10 protein-coding genes and 1 tRNA gene are annotated in these 15,424 nt (G+C 71.9%); 5 read left to right on the forward strand and 6 right to left on the reverse strand.

The genetic code is table 11. The annotated features are described in order from the left end of the window. Positions 1-148 precede the first annotated feature (148 nt). Positions 149-3,370 (reverse strand): NACHT domain-containing protein, encoded by a 3,222-nt coding sequence (locus ACFQVC_RS05340; RefSeq protein ID WP_381826920.1) that lies wholly within the window; start codon positions 3,368-3,370, stop codon positions 149-151. 266 nt (positions 3,371-3,636) lie between these two features. On the opposite strand from ACFQVC_RS05340, the gene ACFQVC_RS05345 reads away from it, so the two are divergent. The 4 genes from ACFQVC_RS05345 to ACFQVC_RS05360 all read left to right on the forward strand — a co-directional run bounded on the left by ACFQVC_RS05345 (position 3,637) and on the right by ACFQVC_RS05360 (position 8,958). Then, the gene (locus ACFQVC_RS05345) at positions 3,637-5,343 is read left to right on the forward strand and encodes a VanW family protein (RefSeq protein WP_381826922.1); all 1,707 of its coding nucleotides are present in this window, start codon (positions 3,637-3,639) and stop codon (positions 5,341-5,343) included. 265 nt (positions 5,344-5,608) lie between these two features. After that, on the forward strand, positions 5,609-7,381 hold the full coding sequence (locus tag ACFQVC_RS05350) for a sensor histidine kinase (RefSeq protein ID WP_381826924.1): 1,773 nt from the start codon (positions 5,609-5,611) through the stop codon (positions 7,379-7,381). Beyond that, positions 7,378-8,019 carry a response regulator transcription factor gene (locus tag ACFQVC_RS05355; RefSeq protein WP_381827130.1) on the forward strand — a complete coding sequence of 214 codons (642 nt, stop codon included), beginning with the start codon at positions 7,378-7,380 and terminating at the stop codon, positions 8,017-8,019. The genes ACFQVC_RS05350 and ACFQVC_RS05355 overlap by 4 nt, the downstream gene beginning before the upstream one ends. A 192-nt stretch (positions 8,020-8,211) precedes the next feature. Continuing rightward, positions 8,212-8,958: a cobalt-precorrin-6A reductase gene (locus ACFQVC_RS05360; RefSeq protein ID WP_381826926.1), complete on the forward strand. Its 747-nt coding sequence runs from the start codon at positions 8,212-8,214 to the stop codon at positions 8,956-8,958. A 126-nt stretch (positions 8,959-9,084) separates the two neighbouring features. Here ACFQVC_RS05360 and ACFQVC_RS05365 read toward each other — a convergent pair whose 3' ends face one another. The 4 genes from ACFQVC_RS05365 to ACFQVC_RS05380 form a co-directional block, all read right to left on the reverse strand. Beyond that, positions 9,085-11,163 (reverse strand): MDR family MFS transporter, encoded by a 2,079-nt coding sequence (locus tag ACFQVC_RS05365; RefSeq protein ID WP_381826928.1) that lies wholly within the window; start codon positions 11,161-11,163, stop codon positions 9,085-9,087. A 140-nt stretch (positions 11,164-11,303) separates the two neighbouring features. Further along, positions 11,304-12,068, reverse strand: a complete 765-nt coding sequence (gene cobF, locus ACFQVC_RS05370; RefSeq protein WP_381826930.1) for a precorrin-6A synthase (deacetylating) — start codon at positions 12,066-12,068, stop codon at positions 11,304-11,306. Positions 12,069-12,136: 68 nt separating this feature from the next. Continuing rightward, complete coding sequence (locus tag ACFQVC_RS05375) at positions 12,137-13,327, reverse strand: GTP-binding protein (protein WP_381826932.1); 1,191 nt, start codon at positions 13,325-13,327, stop codon at positions 12,137-12,139. 161 nt (positions 13,328-13,488) lie between these two features. Continuing rightward, on the reverse strand, positions 13,489-14,013 hold the full coding sequence (locus ACFQVC_RS05380; RefSeq protein ID WP_381826934.1) for a DUF309 domain-containing protein: 525 nt from the start codon (positions 14,011-14,013) through the stop codon (positions 13,489-13,491). Positions 14,014-14,110: 97 nt separating this feature from the next. On the opposite strand from ACFQVC_RS05380, the gene ACFQVC_RS05385 reads away from it, so the two are divergent. Then, positions 14,111-14,184, forward strand: a tRNA-Pro gene (locus ACFQVC_RS05385). 88 nt (positions 14,185-14,272) lie between these two features. Here the strand turns inward: ACFQVC_RS05385 and ACFQVC_RS05390 are convergent. Beyond that, positions 14,273-15,295 (reverse strand): hypothetical protein, encoded by a 1,023-nt coding sequence (locus ACFQVC_RS05390; protein WP_381826936.1) that lies wholly within the window; start codon positions 15,293-15,295, stop codon positions 14,273-14,275. Positions 15,296-15,424: the final 129 nt, after the last annotated feature.

A 15,424-nucleotide genomic window follows, 5' to 3' on the forward strand; every position in this document is an offset into this window, starting at 1 on the left:
GCCTGGAGCCATAGAACTTACCGTTCGCGCGCGGCACGTGCCAGCAGAATGCGGCACTGTGTGCTCCTGTTGTTACCTGGTGTATCCGCCGGAGCGGTGCCTCGATCCGACCGGAGCGGCGCCCCGGGGACAAGGGCGCACGGGGGGCTCAGGGGTGCGGATAAATCTCGAGTTCCACGCTGTCCGTGAGGGCCTCCGCGCCGCGGATCTCGCCGGGGTAGGCGAGCCGCACCCGGCGCAGGCGGCGCAGTCCGGCGAGCGAGGCGAGGTCGAGCTCGGCGACCTGCGAGAGGTGGATCTCCTCAAGTCCCGGCAGGCGCAGGGCGATCCGGCGCAGCGGGACCGGCGCCCCGGGTGCCGCCCGGACATTGAGATGGGTGACCTGCGGGATCTGGGTGCGGGGCGCGAACAGCAGCATGCTCAACTGCGAGGGGGACAGGGTGAGTCTGCGCAGTTCCGGCAGCGCGGCCAGGGACGAGCCCCACTCGTCGGGTGTCAGCCGCTCGCTGGCGTCCTGCAGGCGCAGCTCCTCCAGGGTCCGGAAGGCGGCGATACCGTCGAGCCGGGTGGCCGTGGGCGGCAGCGAGAGCACCCGGAGCCGCTCGGGGCGCGGCAGGTCCGCGAGTCCGCGGTAGGGCACTTCCTGGCCGACCATGAGCGCTTCGAGGCGGTCGCAGCCGGCCAGCGTCTGCAGCGGCTCGAACTGGGGGAGGTCCTTGAGGGCGAGCCGGCGGAGGTGGGGCAGCCGGGTCAGGGGGTCGGGGTCCCTGACGTTGCGGCAGCCCTGCAGGACCAGCGACTCCAGGCCGGGGTGGTCCAGGAGCAGCGAGAGGTCTTCCAGCTGCAGATTGCCCCGCAGGACCAGCTCGCGAAGGCGTCCGGGATCGAGGGCGCCGCGAATCTCCTCGGGCGTGAAATCGCCGTTGAAGCCGACGCGTTGGCAGCCCGGCATGGTGCGCAGGGCGTCCAGCTCGGCGCGGGAGCGCACCGTGACCAGCTCGTCGGGGGAGGTGTCGAGAAGCGGGCGGACGATCTCCTCGGCGTAGGTGTCGGTGTCGAACCGGTCCCAGTGGTCGAGGAGTTGGGCGCGTACGGCGGACTGGCCGGTGCGCAGGAACTCGCGCAGACGGGGGATCGCCGCGTCCCCGCCGATCTGGCATATCGCGTGCACGGTGGCCAGTTCCTCGTCGCCCTCCAGATCCTTGGCGTCCGGCAGCAGCTTGAGCAGCAGCGGCCCCGTCTGGGCCAGGGAGCGGGCCTCACGCAGGCTGCGCGGCGGCAGCATCCGGGCGGCCTGGCTCTCGATGGCCTCGCGGACGGCGGGGTCGAGGCGGGTGGCCTGTTCGAGGGAGGCGAGGGCGAGGAGGCGGAGGCGGGCCTGGACGGCGGCGTCCTTCTCGCGGTCGCCGCGCTCGCGCAGCCGGGTCAGGAGGTCGACGCGTTCCTGGTGGCGGGCTTGAGCAACGGCCATCTGAACCACGTCCTCCCACTGGTCCAAGTGTGCGTTGTTCACCAGCATGCCCAGATCCCGCTCTTCGAGCACGGCCCGGGCGCCGAGGAAGTCCTGGAATGTGCGGTGGATGAAGTTCACGGCGCCCGCGCGGGGCTCGCGCAGCAGACCGGAGCGTTCGAGGAGCACTTGAAGTGCTTCTTCCGCCGTGCCGATCTGCGCGAGCCGGGGCACGGCCGGCTGGAGCCGGCGCACCACGTCCACCGCGTCCGGCCAGTCCAGCTGGGTGCGCTCGTTGCGGATCAGCCAGTACGCGAGCCGCTGCAGCGGTTCCGTCGCCGACTTCTGGTCGAGATCCGGGGCGCGGGTGCGGCCGTAGACCTCCCGTTCGAGGTCGCGGCGCTCCAGGAGCATGGAGAGCGCGGCCTCGTACAGCGAAGCGCGGCCCTGGGGCAGAAAGCCGCGGCGCTCGCGGTGCAGGGCGCAGATCAGGCCGCACATCAGCGGGTTGGTGGCCAGACGGCTCAACTCGGGGTTGCTGCGCAGCGAGCGGGTCAGCGTCTCGCCCAGCTCCTGGGCGGCGCCCGCCGCGGTGTGCCAGCGCCGGACGAACAGCTTCATATCGGCGGGGCGCAGCGGGGAGAGCGCGAATTCACGGAAGCCCTCGCGGCGCAGCCAGCTCCGGTCGAGCGCGGAGGGGCGGGCGGTGACCAGCCACAGATTGCCGGGGAAGACGGCGAGGAGTTTCTTGAGCCAGGCTCTGGTGCGCGTCCGGTCGTCCTTGGGGATCTCGTCCGCGCCGTCGACCAGCATCACCGCGCGCCCGTGCCGCAGCACCCGGGCCGCCCAGCCGTCCGGCTCGGTGCCCACGAGGGGGCAGCCGATCCAGCGCAGGAAGTCCTCGGGCATGGGCAGTTCGGCGTCCTTGCGGGCCAGGGTGCGCAGCGGGAGCACGAAGGGTACGCGGCCGACGAGCTGCGACAGATCGGCGGGCACCCCGTCCTGGCGGGCCGTGGTGAGGGCGAGCCACTGGACCAGGGTGGTCTTGCCGGTGCCGGCGACACCGCGCAGCAGGACGCGCTCATGCCCGGCGAGTGTCGCCTCGACGGGGACGGCGGCGGCCTCGGGGTCGGCGTCGCGGTCGGCGCCCGGGACGCCGCCCATGACCGGGACCGGCTCGGCGGCGCCGCGGTAGGGCATGGCCTCCAGGCTCAGGTACGCGGATTCGAGGGGCCAGTCCTGGCCGTCGGGCTCGCGCAGGTCGACGCCGTAGATGGTGAGACGGCTGTGGCTCTCGATGATGTAGCGCGCGTACTCCCGCTCGAACTCGGCGTCCTGCCGTGTGACGTCCGGCAGGCGCTGCAGGATCAGCGCCAGCTTCTCGCTCTGCTCGCGCAGTTCACGGCTCTGCTCGATCTGTGCGCGGGCCGCGAACCCCGGCTGCTGGCTGAAGAACCGCACCAGGTGCACACAGGCCGTCTCCAGGAGCCGGTCGTGGAAGGCGGCCGCGTCGTCGCTGAGGAGGCGGCGGGTGGCGGGTCCCGCGCTCCTGGCCAGCTGTGCGGCGAGCCGCTCGGGACCGAGTGCGAAGGCGTGCACGTCGTCGATGTCGAGGTCGCCGAGCGCGTGCAGGGTGCGGGTCAGGGCCTGTCCGACGGCGTCGTGCTCGTCGGGGCTGACCGGCGGGTCGTGCGGCCCCGCGGCCCGGACGGCACGGCGGACCAGCTCACGGGCGAGCTTGTGGAGATCGTCCTCGGTGAGGGTGCGGTGCTCCTTGGCGAAGGCCAGAAAGCGCCGGATGGGCACCGGGCGCTCGGCGTACTCGGCGGCCGCCGCTTTCGGCGCGGGCAGCAGTAAGCGTTTGAGCAGGGGGGTGACCACCGCTGACGCGATACGCAGCCCCACCGTGCCCCCGTCCACGGAAAGCGCCTCCCTCCCCAGGGCCACTCCCCGTGTGCGGCCCGGCGTCCCGCCAGCGTAGACCCCCGCGCCGGGCCCCGGGGCATGATGATGTGAGGTGGGCCATATACGTTTATTGCCCGAATATGGGTTACTTGCTAGGTTCCCCCGAGCACTGCCGCGTCCTTCGCGGTGCCCGCCGAACACCGCCGCGCCCCCGCCGCGGCGCCTGCCGAACACCGCCGCGCCCCCGGCCGCGGCCGCCGCCGAACCTTTCAGGGAGCCCCATGCGTCGCCGAATACGCCCCGCACAGCTGCACCCCGCCGTCCTCGCGGGCGGTGCGCTGGTGGTGGGGGCCGGTGGTCTCTATCTGGCCGGGACGCTGCTCGCCGGGGACGACATCGACGCCGGCACCCGAATACACGGCATCGACGTCGGCGGCATGAGCCGTGCCGACGCCGAGCGCAAGATCGAGAAGGAACTGGTCGCGGGGGACGGCAGCAAGCCCCTGTCCCTGAAGTTCGGCGACCGTACCGACACCGTCGACCCGGCCGCGGCCGGGCTCTCCGTCGATACCAAGGCCACCGTCGACGAGGCCGCCCGCACCGGCGCCGACCCCATCACCGTGATCGGCGGACTCTTCCGCTCCGGTGGTGACGTCGACCCCGTCATCCGCGTCGACGAGCCCAAGGCCCGCGCCGCCCTCCAGAAGCTGGCGGAGAAGAACGAGCAGAAGGTGCGCGACGGCGCCATCACCTTCTCCCAGGGCAAGGCCGAGGAGAAGGCCCCCCGCAGCGGCCACACCCTCGACGCCGACGGGGCACTCGACGCCCTGCGCGGCGCCTATCTCGGCGACGGCTCCGCCACCGAGCTGCCCACCCGCGAGACCAAGCCCAAGGTGACCGCGGACGAGACCGGCCGTGCCCTGCGCGAATTCGCCGAGCCCGCCATGTCCGGGCCCGTCACCCTCAAGGTCGCCGGCAAGCAGCTCACCATCAACCAGTCCGTCCTCGGCAAGCACCTCACGCTCAAGCCGGACGACAGCGGCAAGCTCACCCCCAAGCTCGACAGCAAGGGCCTGCTCGCCGACCCCGCCGTGTCCCAGCCCCTCACCGCCCTGACCGGCAAGGCCGAGAACGCGAAGCTGCGCCTGGACGGCGACCGCGTCGTCGTCGCCAGCGACGGCAAGGCGGGCCAGGAGGTCACCGACAAGGCGCTCGGCAAGGCCGTCCTTCCACTGCTCACCAAGACCGGCGCCGCCGCCCGTACCGGCGAGGTCGCCGCCACCACCAAGCAGCCGCAGGTGACCCGCGAGAACGCCGCGCAGCTCGGCCTGAAGGAGAAGATGTCCTCCTTCACGGTCAACTTCGAGCCCGCCGCGTACCGCACGAAGAACATCGGCCGGGCCGCCGAGCTCATCAACGGCTCCGTCGTCATGCCGGACCAGACCTGGAGCTTCAACCGCACGGTCGGCGAACGCACCAAGGCCAACGGCTTCGTCGACGGCACGATCATCCTCAACGACCAGTACACCAAGGCCTCCGGCGGCGGTGTCTCGGCCGTGGCGACCACCATGTTCAACGCGCTCTTCTTCGCCGGTGTGAAGCCGGTGGAGCACGGCGCCCACTCCTTCTACATCGAGCGCTACCCCGAGGGCCGCGAGGCCACCGTCGCCTGGGGCAGCCTCGACCTGAAGTTCCTCAACGACTCCGGCAAGGCCATCTACATCCAGGCCGAGGCCACCGACACCTCCATCACCATCACCTTCCTCGGCACGAAGAAGTACGACGAGGTCACGGCCGTGCAGGGCCCGCGCGAGAACGTGAAGCAGCCCGGCGAGCGCAAGAACGACTCGAAGAAGTGCGAGCCGCAGACGCCGCTCGAAGGCTTCGACATCACCGTCGAACGGGTCCTCAAGCAGGGCGGCCAGGAAGTGAAGCGGGAGCCGTTCCGTACGCACTACACGCCGCGGGACAAGGTGACCTGCGAGTAGCGGCACCCCGCGGGGTGGGCGCCCCGCCGGGGCTGCGCCCCCAGGTCCCCCCGTCGCCCTCCGGGCTCGTCACCACACCTCCCGTATGACACCTGGGGGTGCGTCGTGGCTGGTCGCGCCCGCGCGGCGGCGCCGCATAACGACACAGCCCCGCGCCCCTTTGGGGCACGTCCCTCCAGCCGGACCCGAGGGCGCCCCCAGAGTGGCTCTATTTGGCCCCACGTCGCACTCACCCTCCCCGCCCCCATCCCTTACGCTGCGGGCCGTGAACAGGGTGGGGACGTCTTTCGGTGCGCGGCCGCGACGGCTCGGGCTGCGGCTTGCGGCCGGGGCGGGGGCCGCTCTGGGGGCCGGGGCGGCCGGTGCCTGGGGATATGCGCAGGCGGGCGGCGGCGGTGGTGACATCGTGCGGGACCTGGCCGTGGGCTGGGCCTACGCGGGCGCCGGCCTCGTCGCCTGGTGGCGCAGGCCCGCCAACAGGACCGGCCCGCTGATGGTCGCCGAGGGCGTCACCTGGTTCATCGGCAATCTGCAGGGCACCTCCGTGCCGCTGCTCTTCGCCGCAGGAGCCTGGTGGGAAGCGCTCAATCTGGCCGTTCTCGTCCACCTCGTGCTCACCTTCCCCGACGGCCGCACCACCAGCACCTTCACCCGCCGCCTGATCGTTTTCACCTACGGCCTCGTCGCCGTCGGCGGCCTTGCCCGCACCCTCGTCTACGACCCGGCCGTCGCCACCGACGCCACCTACCTGGACTGCCGTGACTGCGGCCCCAACCCCCTGCTCGTGGACGGCGCCACCGGCCTGTTCGACCCCGTCGACCTGACCTACCGCACCCTCGCCCTCGCCGTCTCCGCCGTCATGGTCGCGGCGATCGTGCGCCGCTGGCAGCAGGCGTCGGTCGCCCGCCGCAGGGCCCTCCTTCCGGCCTGGATCGCGATCAGCGTCTCGCTCGTCTTCGTCGCCTGGGACGTGGTGCTGCTCGCCGTGCCGCAGCTCGGCGGCCACGGCGAGGACGCCGTGCTGCTCCTGTCCGACCTCGCCCAGACCGCCGTACCGCTCGCCTTCCTCGCCGGGCTCCTGCGGATGCGGCTGCAGCGCGCCGAGGTCAGCGGCCTGGTCATCGAGGTCGGCGCCGAACCGACCCCGGCACGGATGCGGGCCGTGCTCGCCCGCGTCCTCGGCGACTCCACACTCCGGCTCGGCCTGTGGCGCCAGGGCCAGGGCATCCGGGGCGGATACGTCGACGAGTACGAACAGCCCGTACGCGCTGACGGCCCCCGCGCCACCCGCGTCGACTCCGCACGCGGCACGCCGCTCGCCGTGCTCGACCACGACCCGGCACTCACCGAGGACCCGGAACTGCTCGCCGCCGTCGGGGCGGCCCTGCGGCTCGGCCTGGAGAACGCCTGGCTGCGCTCCGAGGCCAAGCAGACCACCTCGCGCATCGTGCGCGCCGCCGACAGTGAACGGCGGCGCCTGGAACGGGACTTGCACGACGGCGCACAGGCCCGGCTCGTCTTCGCCCTGATGGCGCTGCGCCGGGTCGCCAAGGGCGTCGCCGACCACCCCGACGAGCGGGTCCGCGGCTCGGTCGCCGAAGTCGAGCACAGCCTGCGGCTCGCCCTCGAAGAGCTGCGCGGCATCGCCCATGGCATCCACCCCGCCGTCCTCACCCGCGAGGGCCTCGGCCCGGCCCTGAGCGAACTGGCCCGCCAGGCCGAACTGCCGGTGGTGGTCGCCGCCGAGCCGGGCCGCTACGACCCGGTCGTGGAATCCACCGCCTACTTCACCGTCTGCGAGACCCTCTCCAACGCCGCCAAGCACGCCCAGGCCAAGGCCGTCAGCGTGTCCGCGCGCCGGCACGGCGGGATGCTGGTGATAGAGACCGTCGACGACGGCATCGGCGGCGCCGACACCGCGCGCGGCTCCGGCCTGCGCGGCCTCGCCGACCGGCTCGCCGCCGTCGACGGTGTGCTGCAGGTGCACAGTCCCGCGGGCGGCGGCACCCGGATCAGGGTGGAGCTGCCGTGCGGGTGATCGTGGCCGAGGACTCGGCGATCCTGCGGCAGGGCCTCGTACGTCTGCTCACCGACGAGGGCTTCGAGGTGCCCGCGCAGTGCGGCGAGGCCGGGCCGCTGCTCGAACTCGTGGACCAACACCGGCCGGACGCCGTCCTGTTGGACATCCGGATGCCGCCCACCCACACCGACGAGGGTCTGCACGCGGCCCTCACGATCAGAGAGCGCCACCCCGGCATCGGCATTCTGCTCCTGTCGCAGTACGTGGAGACCACGGCGACCGTACAGGCGCTCGCCCATGGCGCCGGCGGCTTCGGCTATCTCCTCAAGGAACGCGTCGCCGACGCCGACGAACTCGCCCGCTCCCTGGAACGGGTCGCCGCGGGCCGGACGGTGATCGACCCCGAGGTGGTCGCCCGGCTCATGGCGGCCCCGCGCACGGCCGGCGCCCTGGCCGAACTCACCGCCAGGGAAAGGGATGTGCTCGCCCTCATGGCCGAGGGCCGCACCAACGACGCCATCTCCCACCACCTGGTCATCGGCGCGAAGACGGTGGAGTCGCATGTCCGCAGCATCTTCACCAAGCTCCGCCTGGGCACCGACCAGCACGAACACCGCCGCGTCATGGCCGTCCTCGCCTACCTGCGCGACGCCTGAGCCGCTCTCTTCCGTGCCCGGCCGCCGCCCCGCGGTGGACGCTTCCCGCGAGCCCCCCCGTGACTCGTCCCCCGTGACTCGTCCCCCGTACGTCCAGTGCGGAGCGGTGCCGGTGCCCACCACGCTAGGAGCTGCGGCCGGGCGGCACATCAGGGCCAGCCCTTAAATCCGCGCGGGTAGGCTCGATGCCCGATGTCCAAGGACCCGCACCTCCTGATCCTCGGCGGCACCGCCGAAGCGCGCCGCCTGGCCGCCGCCCTCGACGGCCGCCCGGACCTGCGCGTCACCACCTCGCTCGCAGGCCGGGTGACGCGCCCCGCAGAGCTGCCCGGGGAAGTCCGTGTCGGCGGCTTCGGCGGCGTACCGGGCTTGGCGGCCTGGCTGCGCGAGCACGGTGTGACGGCCGTCGTCGACGCCACGCACCCCTTCGCCGGCACGATCAGCGAGCATGCCGCAGCGGCCGCCCGGCAGTGCGGAGTACCTCTGGCAGCACTGCGCCGCCCCGGCTGGGAGCCGGTCCCCGGCGATCGGTGGCATCCGGTCGCTTCCCTCGCCGAAGCGGCGGCGCCGCTGCCGGAGTTGGGCCCGCGGGTCTTCCTCACCACGGGCCGCCTGGGCCTCGCCGCCTTCGCCCACCTCACCGGACTCCACTTCCTCGTACGGTCGGTGGAGCCCCCCGACCCGCCCCTGCCCCCGTCCACCGTCGTACTCCTGGACCGCGGCCCCTACACCGTCGAGGGCGAGACGGCACTCCTGCGCGAACACCGCATCGACGTCGTCGTGACCAAGGACAGCGGCGGCGCCGCGACAGCCGCGAAGCTCCGGGCGGCAAGGGAGTTGAGCCTCCCGGTCGTGGTGGTACGACGCCCACCGGGCCCGGAGGGCGTGGTGACGATGCCGGATGTGGCCACGGTGCTGGAGTGGCTCCAGGCCGTTTAGGCGTGGCCTTGACCGAGCCCGCAGAACAGCCCGTCCGGCGTTTGCCAATGAGCCCGTCCGGCGTTTGAGGACGAGCCCGCAGGGCGATGTAGCGGTGCGCCGTACGGCGGTGCGGAAAACCGGGACCTAGGCCGGCACCCGATCCCGCGCCGCAGGCCCGGGCATCCCGTGCGCCAGATCCTCCGCCAGCAGCCGCTTCGCGATCGCGTCGACCGCGCTGCGCAGCTCGGGCCCGGCCGGGCGCCCCCGGTCCTCCTCGAGGCGCGCACCCAGCCACTCGCCCCACGCGTCGCTGATCACTCCGGCCTCCCGCGTCCCCGCCGGTGTGTGCGAGAAGAAGGCGCCCTCGCGGGTCAGATAGCCCTCCTCCACCATGCGGTCGAAGACCGGTACGAGAACCTCGGGCGGTACCTCGCGGCGGGCCGCGATCAGGCCGAGGCTCGCGTGGCCGACCATCCGCGTGTAGAGCTCGACCTGCATCACCGCCCAGGCCCCCGCCATGTCGAGCCGGCTGTCGGACGCGGCCAGGACGCCACGGGCCTCGTTCAGGCCCGTCGACCGGACGATCTTGCCGACGGCGAGTTCGAGGAGCTTCGCGGAGTCACCTGTCGCGGTCGGCGACGAGAAGCCCTCGCCCATGTCGGCCGAGGCCATCCGGGCGCTGTCCCGCAGCTTGACCTGCTTGAGGAAGAGCGCCACCAGGAAGCCGAGCACCGCCACCGGAACGGTCAGCAGGAACACGGTGTGCAGCGTGTCCGCGTACGCCTCGATCACCGGCGCCGCCTGCTCCCGTGGCAGCTGGTGCAGACCCTGCGGACTCTCCGCGGCCCTGGCGACGGCCGCCGGATCGGCGCCGCCGCCCGCGCGCGCCGCGGCGGCGACCCCGTCCGTCAGATTGGGCTTGAGGGTGTTGGCGTAGATCGTGCCGAAGACGGCGGTGCCGAAGGCGCTGCCGAGGGTGCGGAAGAAGGTGACACCGGACGTGGCGGTGCCCAGGTCGGCGTAGTCGACGGTGTTCTGCACGGCGATCGTCAGGACCTGCATGCACAGGCCGATGCCGGTGCCGAGCACGAACATGTAGAGCGATTCCAGCCAGGTGTTGGTGTCCGCGCCCATCAGGGACAGCAGATACAGGCCGAGGCCCATCACCAGAGAGCCGACGATCGGGAAGATCCGGTACGTGCCGGTCTTGCTGACCACGTTGCCGCTGAAGATCGAGGCGATCAGGAGCCCCGCCACCATGGGCAGGGTGCGCACCCCGGAGATGGTGGCCGAGTCCCCGTCGACGTACTGCAGATAGGTCGGCAGGAAGGTCATCGCGCCCAGCATCGCGAAGCCCACGATGAAGCTGAGCACGGAGCAGACCGTGAACACGGGGTTGGCGAACAGGCGCATCGGCAGCATCGGTTCGGCTGCTCGCGTCTCCACCCAGCAGAACAGCGCGAGCGCCACCGCGCCGCCCGCGAACAGGCCGATGATGACGCCCGAGCCCCAGGCGTACTCGTTGCCGCCCCAACTCGTCGCCAGAATCAGGGCACTTGAGCCGATCGCCACGAGCGCGATACCGAGGTAGTCGATGACCGGGCGGGCCATGGACTTCACACTGGGGATGGTGCGGGCGGCCGCGACCACCACCAGGATGGCGATGGGGACGTTGACGTAGAACGCCCAGCGCCAGGACAGATGGTCGGTGAACAGGCCGCCAAGGAGCGGCCCGATGACCGTGGAGACCCCGAAGACCGCGCCGATCGCGCCCTGGTACTTGCCGCGCTCGCGCAGCGGGATCACATCGGCGATCAGCGCCATGGCGGTGACCATGAGGCCGCCCGCGCCGATGCCCTGCAGGCCGCGCCAGGCGATCAGGAGCGTCATGTTGGTCGCGAGGCCGCACAGGAACGAGCCGGTGATGAAGATGATCGCGGAGATCTGGAAGACGACTTTGCGCCCGAACAGGTCGCCGAACTTTCCGACCAGGACGGTGGCCACGGTCTCGGCGAGCAGATAGGCCGTCACGACCCACGACATATGGGCGCCGCCGCCCAGGTCCGCGACGATCGTGGGCAGGGCGGTGCCCACGATGGTCTGGTCGAGCGCCGCGAGCAGCACCCCGAGCATGATCGTCACGAAGACGACATTGCGGGTCCGCGCGTCGAGTACGGGCGGGGCGGCGGCGCTGGCCTGCGGGCTCTCGGCTGTGGTGGTCACACCGCCACTCTTGTGCGCGGGGCCGCCGGGCGCATGCGGCGCGGGGCCGGACCGGTGACGCACGCCCGCCCTGCCCGGACTCCCGGGGCGCCCGCTCGGCCGCCCGGATCCCGGCGGCCGAGCCTCCCGGTTGCGGCGGCTCAGCCTCCCGGGTTGCGGCGCAGCAGATACGTGTCCATGATCCAGCCCTTGCGGGCCCGGGCTTCGGCGCGCAGTTCCGCGATCCGGGGTGCGGCCTCGGCGAGTGGCCCGGAGACCAGGATCTCGTCCGGGGTGCCGATGTACGCGCCCCAGTGGATCTCGATGTCCTGGTCGGTGTAGTGCGTGAAGGACTGGTGCGCGTCGAGCATCACGACCACGTCGTCCACGCCCTCGGGGAAGCCCTGTGCGAGCCGCCGCCCGGTGGTGATCTGCACGGGGCGCGCCACCCGGTTCAGGCCGGTGCGGTGCCGTGCGACGAGCGCCGAGACACTGCTGATGCCGGGGATGACGTCGTAGCTGAACTCCACCCGGCCGCGCTCCAGGATCTCCTCCAGGATGCCGAGCGTGGAGTCGTAGAGCGCCGGATCGCCCCAGACCAGGAAGGCGCCGGTCTGTCCGTCGTCGAGCTCTTCGCCGATGAGACGCTCGTAGATATCCGCCCGGCGGCTGCGCCAGTCGTCCACGGCGGGCGCGTAGTTGTCGGTCTTGCGGTCCCGCGCGGGGTCGCGGGCCTCGACCACCCGGTAGGAGCCGTCCGGTATGTGCTCGTCGAGCATGGCCTTGCGCAGCCCCGTCAGATCCGACTTCTCCTCGCCCTTGTCGAGGAGGAAGAAGACCTCGGTGGCCTTGATGGCCTTGATGGCCTGCAGGGTCAGGTGGTCGGGGTCGCCCGCCCCGATACCGATCACGTGAATCGTTCGCACCGGGTCAGTCTGCCGTACCGCCCGCGCGCCCATCCCGCCAGGTCGCAGCCGTCGCTCGCGGCGCGGGCTCACCGTTCCAGGTCGCAGCCGTCGCTCGCGTGCACGTCCCAGACGGGGAAGGGGTCGGGGAGCCGGGTCCAGCAGGCGGGGCCCGCGGTCAGCTCGGCGTCGGTGAGCAGACAGCGGCCGAGCGCCGCGCGCAGCTCGTCGTGGCGCAGACCGGTGCCGATGAACACCAGTTCCTGGCCCTGCACGGGGTCGTCGCCGTGCGCCGCAGCCGAGGGCTCGAAGCGGGCCACACTGCCCGCGTGCGACCACAGTCCGGTGACGCCCGGCCGGGTGGCGAGCGTGAAGAACCCCTTGGACCGCAGGACTTGGCCGTACGCGCCTTCGTCGAGAGGACCCGTCACCAGCTGCCACAGCCGCTCCGGGTGGAAGGGCCGCGGGTCGCGCAGGACGAGTGAGGAGATGCCGTACTCCTCGGTCTCGGGGATGTGGTCGCCGTTGAGCTCGGCCACCCAGCCGGGCGCCTGCTCGGCCTTGGCGAGGTCGAACAGGCCGGTGCCGAGCAGTTCGGCCGGGTCGATGACGCCGTGCGCGATCCGGCGTACCCGGGCAGCCGGGTTGAGCCGGACCAGGGTCGCTTCGAGCCGTGCGGCCTCGTCCGTGCCGACCAGGTCGGTCTTGTTGAGCAGCAGGACGTCCGCGAACTCGATCTGGTCGACGAGCAGATCGCTGACGGTGCGCTCGTCGTCCTCGACCGGCGCGAGGCCACGGTCGGTCAGGTCGTCGCCCCGGTCGAGCTCGGGCAGGAAGTTCACCGCGTCCACGACGGTCACCATGGTGTCCAGGCGGGCGAGGCCGGTCAGTGTCGCTCCGTCGTCGCGGGCGAAGGCGAAGGTGGCGGCGACCGGCATCGGCTCGGAGATGCCGCTGGACTCGATCAGCAGATGGTCGAAGCGCCCCTCGTGCGCGAGGCGGGCCACTTCGTCGAGCAGGTCGTCGCGCAGGGTGCAGCAGATGCAGCCGTTGGTCAGCTCGACCAGACGCTCCTCGGTACGCGACAGGCTGCCCCCGTCCCGTACCAGCGAGGCATCGATATTGATCTCGCTCATGTCGTTGACGACGACGGCGACCCGCAGGCCCTGGCGGTTGGCGAGCACATGGTTGAGCAGGGTCGTCTTGCCCGCGCCCAGGAATCCGGAGAGGACGGTGACCGGCAGCGGGCCGTCAGCGGGGCGGTGGGGGAGTGCGGGCACGGGTGATTCCTCGCTCGGTGGGGTGGTCACGGCGCGGAATGCACGCTAGCTTAATGGAAACGATTTTCACAAACGGTTGGTTGTCCGGCCTGCGGACTGCCGCCCCGGGTGACCCGGCGGTCACGGCTCCGGGCGGTGAGAGGCGCGGTGACCGTCGGTGGTCACCGCGCCGCGCGCAGCACCGGGGCGCAGGCGGCGGCGTCCACCGGCGCCGCGTCGCGCTCCACGCGCGCCGCCAACTCCTCGGCCCAGGCGGTCAGTCCGGCGATGTCGATGCCGTACGGCACGGGCGCGGCCGCGCCGATCGCCCCGGCACCGCGGCGCAGCAGCCGCGCCCCGCCTGTCACATTGCCGCGCGCCGCGTGGGTGAGCCCCACCGCCAGCTGCGCGAGCCCGCGCCACAGCGCACGCTCCTCCTCGGGCCCCGACTTCCAGGCGTCCTCGAAGACTTCGTGCGCGTGGAACGGCTTGCCCTCGTCGAGCAGCGCCTGTGCCTCGGTGAGGCTCTGCGCCGGGGTGCGCACGATGCCCTCCGGCTGGCGCTCCACTCCGGGTGCCCCGTAGGGCAGCGGCCGTCCGAGGCCGTCACGCGGACGGGAGTTACGGGCGCGCCCCTCGGGGTCGCGGTCACGGTTGCGGGGGTCGCGGTCCCGGTCCCGGGGCTCTGGTGCGTCTGAGCTGTTCACCCTGCGATTGTCCCCGGGCGGGGGTGATCGGCGCAGGTCCGGGGTGAGGTAAGGTTTCTACTGCACGCCACGGGGGTCACCACCCCGTGAACGGCACCGGGACGTGGCGCAGCTTGGTAGCGCACTTGACTGGGGGTCAAGGGGTCGCAGGTTCAAATCCTGTCGTCCCGACTCGTATGGCTCAGCAGCTCGTATGAGTCGTGGGCCGGAGGCCGGATCGGAGAAATCCGATCCGGCCTCCGGCCTTTTCGGCCCATGGTCAGGAGCACGTCCAGGCGGAGGGCGTCCCGTAGTTGTAGCCGTCGTGGTATCCGCCCACGGTCCCGTCGTCGCCGAGCGCCTGGGCGACGTCGAGCGGGGTGCCGAAGGTGCCGATGTACGTCCCCAACTTCCATACCTGCATGCCGTACTGCTCCTTGCCGCCGCCCTGGCCGACCGTGGAGCCGACGATCAGGCCGCTGCTGTTGATCAGGTACTCGGAGTTGTTGGTGTCGGCCGCCGTGTTCGGCAGGATGCGCACCGATCCGTTCTGGTCCATCAGAACGGCGACCTGCTTGTCGTTCGCGCCGTACAGGCCCGCCCCGACGACCCGGCCGTTGGACATGCTGTGCGGCGACCAGTCGAGGCCGTCGAGCGTGGGCAGCGGGGTGGCCTTCCCGTCCCGCCAGATGCCCTCGTGGAACAGGAGGGTCCTGCCGTCGTCGGACGCGTCAAGCAGGGTGCGCCAGTCGGCCGGCACTCCGGGCACCGGCGTGACCTGGGTGGGGTTGGCGGCGGGCCAGCGCACCGAGGTGTGACCGCCGGAGCGGGACGCGACACCGAAGGCGTCCCCGTTGGCGCTGATGGCACTCACGTAGGTGCGGTCGTGGTTCGCGAGCCAGGGCAGTTGCGTCATGGCGCCGCCGCGCACGATGTACGAACTGATGGCCCTCGTGTACGGAAGGCCCGTTGTGCGTTTGAGGCCTTGGCCGACGAACGTCCCTGAGCTGTTCTGGTCGGCGACCGTGACCAGGTCGGCGCCGGCCGGGACTCCGTGGTCGGTGACGGTTCCGTTCTTCCAGCTGTAGGCGCTCCAGCCGGCCGGGGCGTAGCCGGCGAAGCCCGCGTGATCGTCGGTGCCCGCGATGAGCGCGTCGGTGATGCCCGAGGGAAGCGGTAACTCGGTTCTCGCCAGGGTGCATCCAGGGGCCCAGGCTTCGGTGCCGGCAGCGGCGTGTGCCGGGGCGGCCGGCACCAGGAGCGCCCCGAGCAGCACGGCGGCGCCAAGGATTCTGTTCTTCATGCGGTGTCCTCTCACGGTGAGCCGTTCGCAGGCGTGCACATACGCGCCTGCGTACGGCCGAGCCTGCACCGCCCCGAAGTACGGCCGTACGCGAACAGCGCGCCGCAGGGGGGCGTGACCGGTGAGTGA

Source organism: Streptomyces monticola (assembly GCF_042665355.1).
GTDB classification, from domain to species: Bacteria; Actinomycetota; Actinomycetes; order Streptomycetales; family Streptomycetaceae; genus Streptomyces; species Streptomyces monticola.

Excerpts from the sequence above, each read along its gene's own strand:
- ACFQVC_RS05390 (WP_381826936.1), bottom strand. The coding sequence starts at position 15,295 with ATGAAGAACAGAATCCTTGGCGCCGCCGTGCTGCTCGGGGCGCTCCTG.
- ACFQVC_RS05360 (WP_381826926.1), top strand. The coding sequence starts at position 8,212 with ATGTCCAAGGACCCGCACCTCCTGATCCTCGGCGGCACCGCCGAAGCG.
- ACFQVC_RS05345 (WP_381826922.1), top strand. The coding sequence starts at position 3,637 with ATGCGTCGCCGAATACGCCCCGCACAGCTGCACCCCGCCGTCCTCGCG.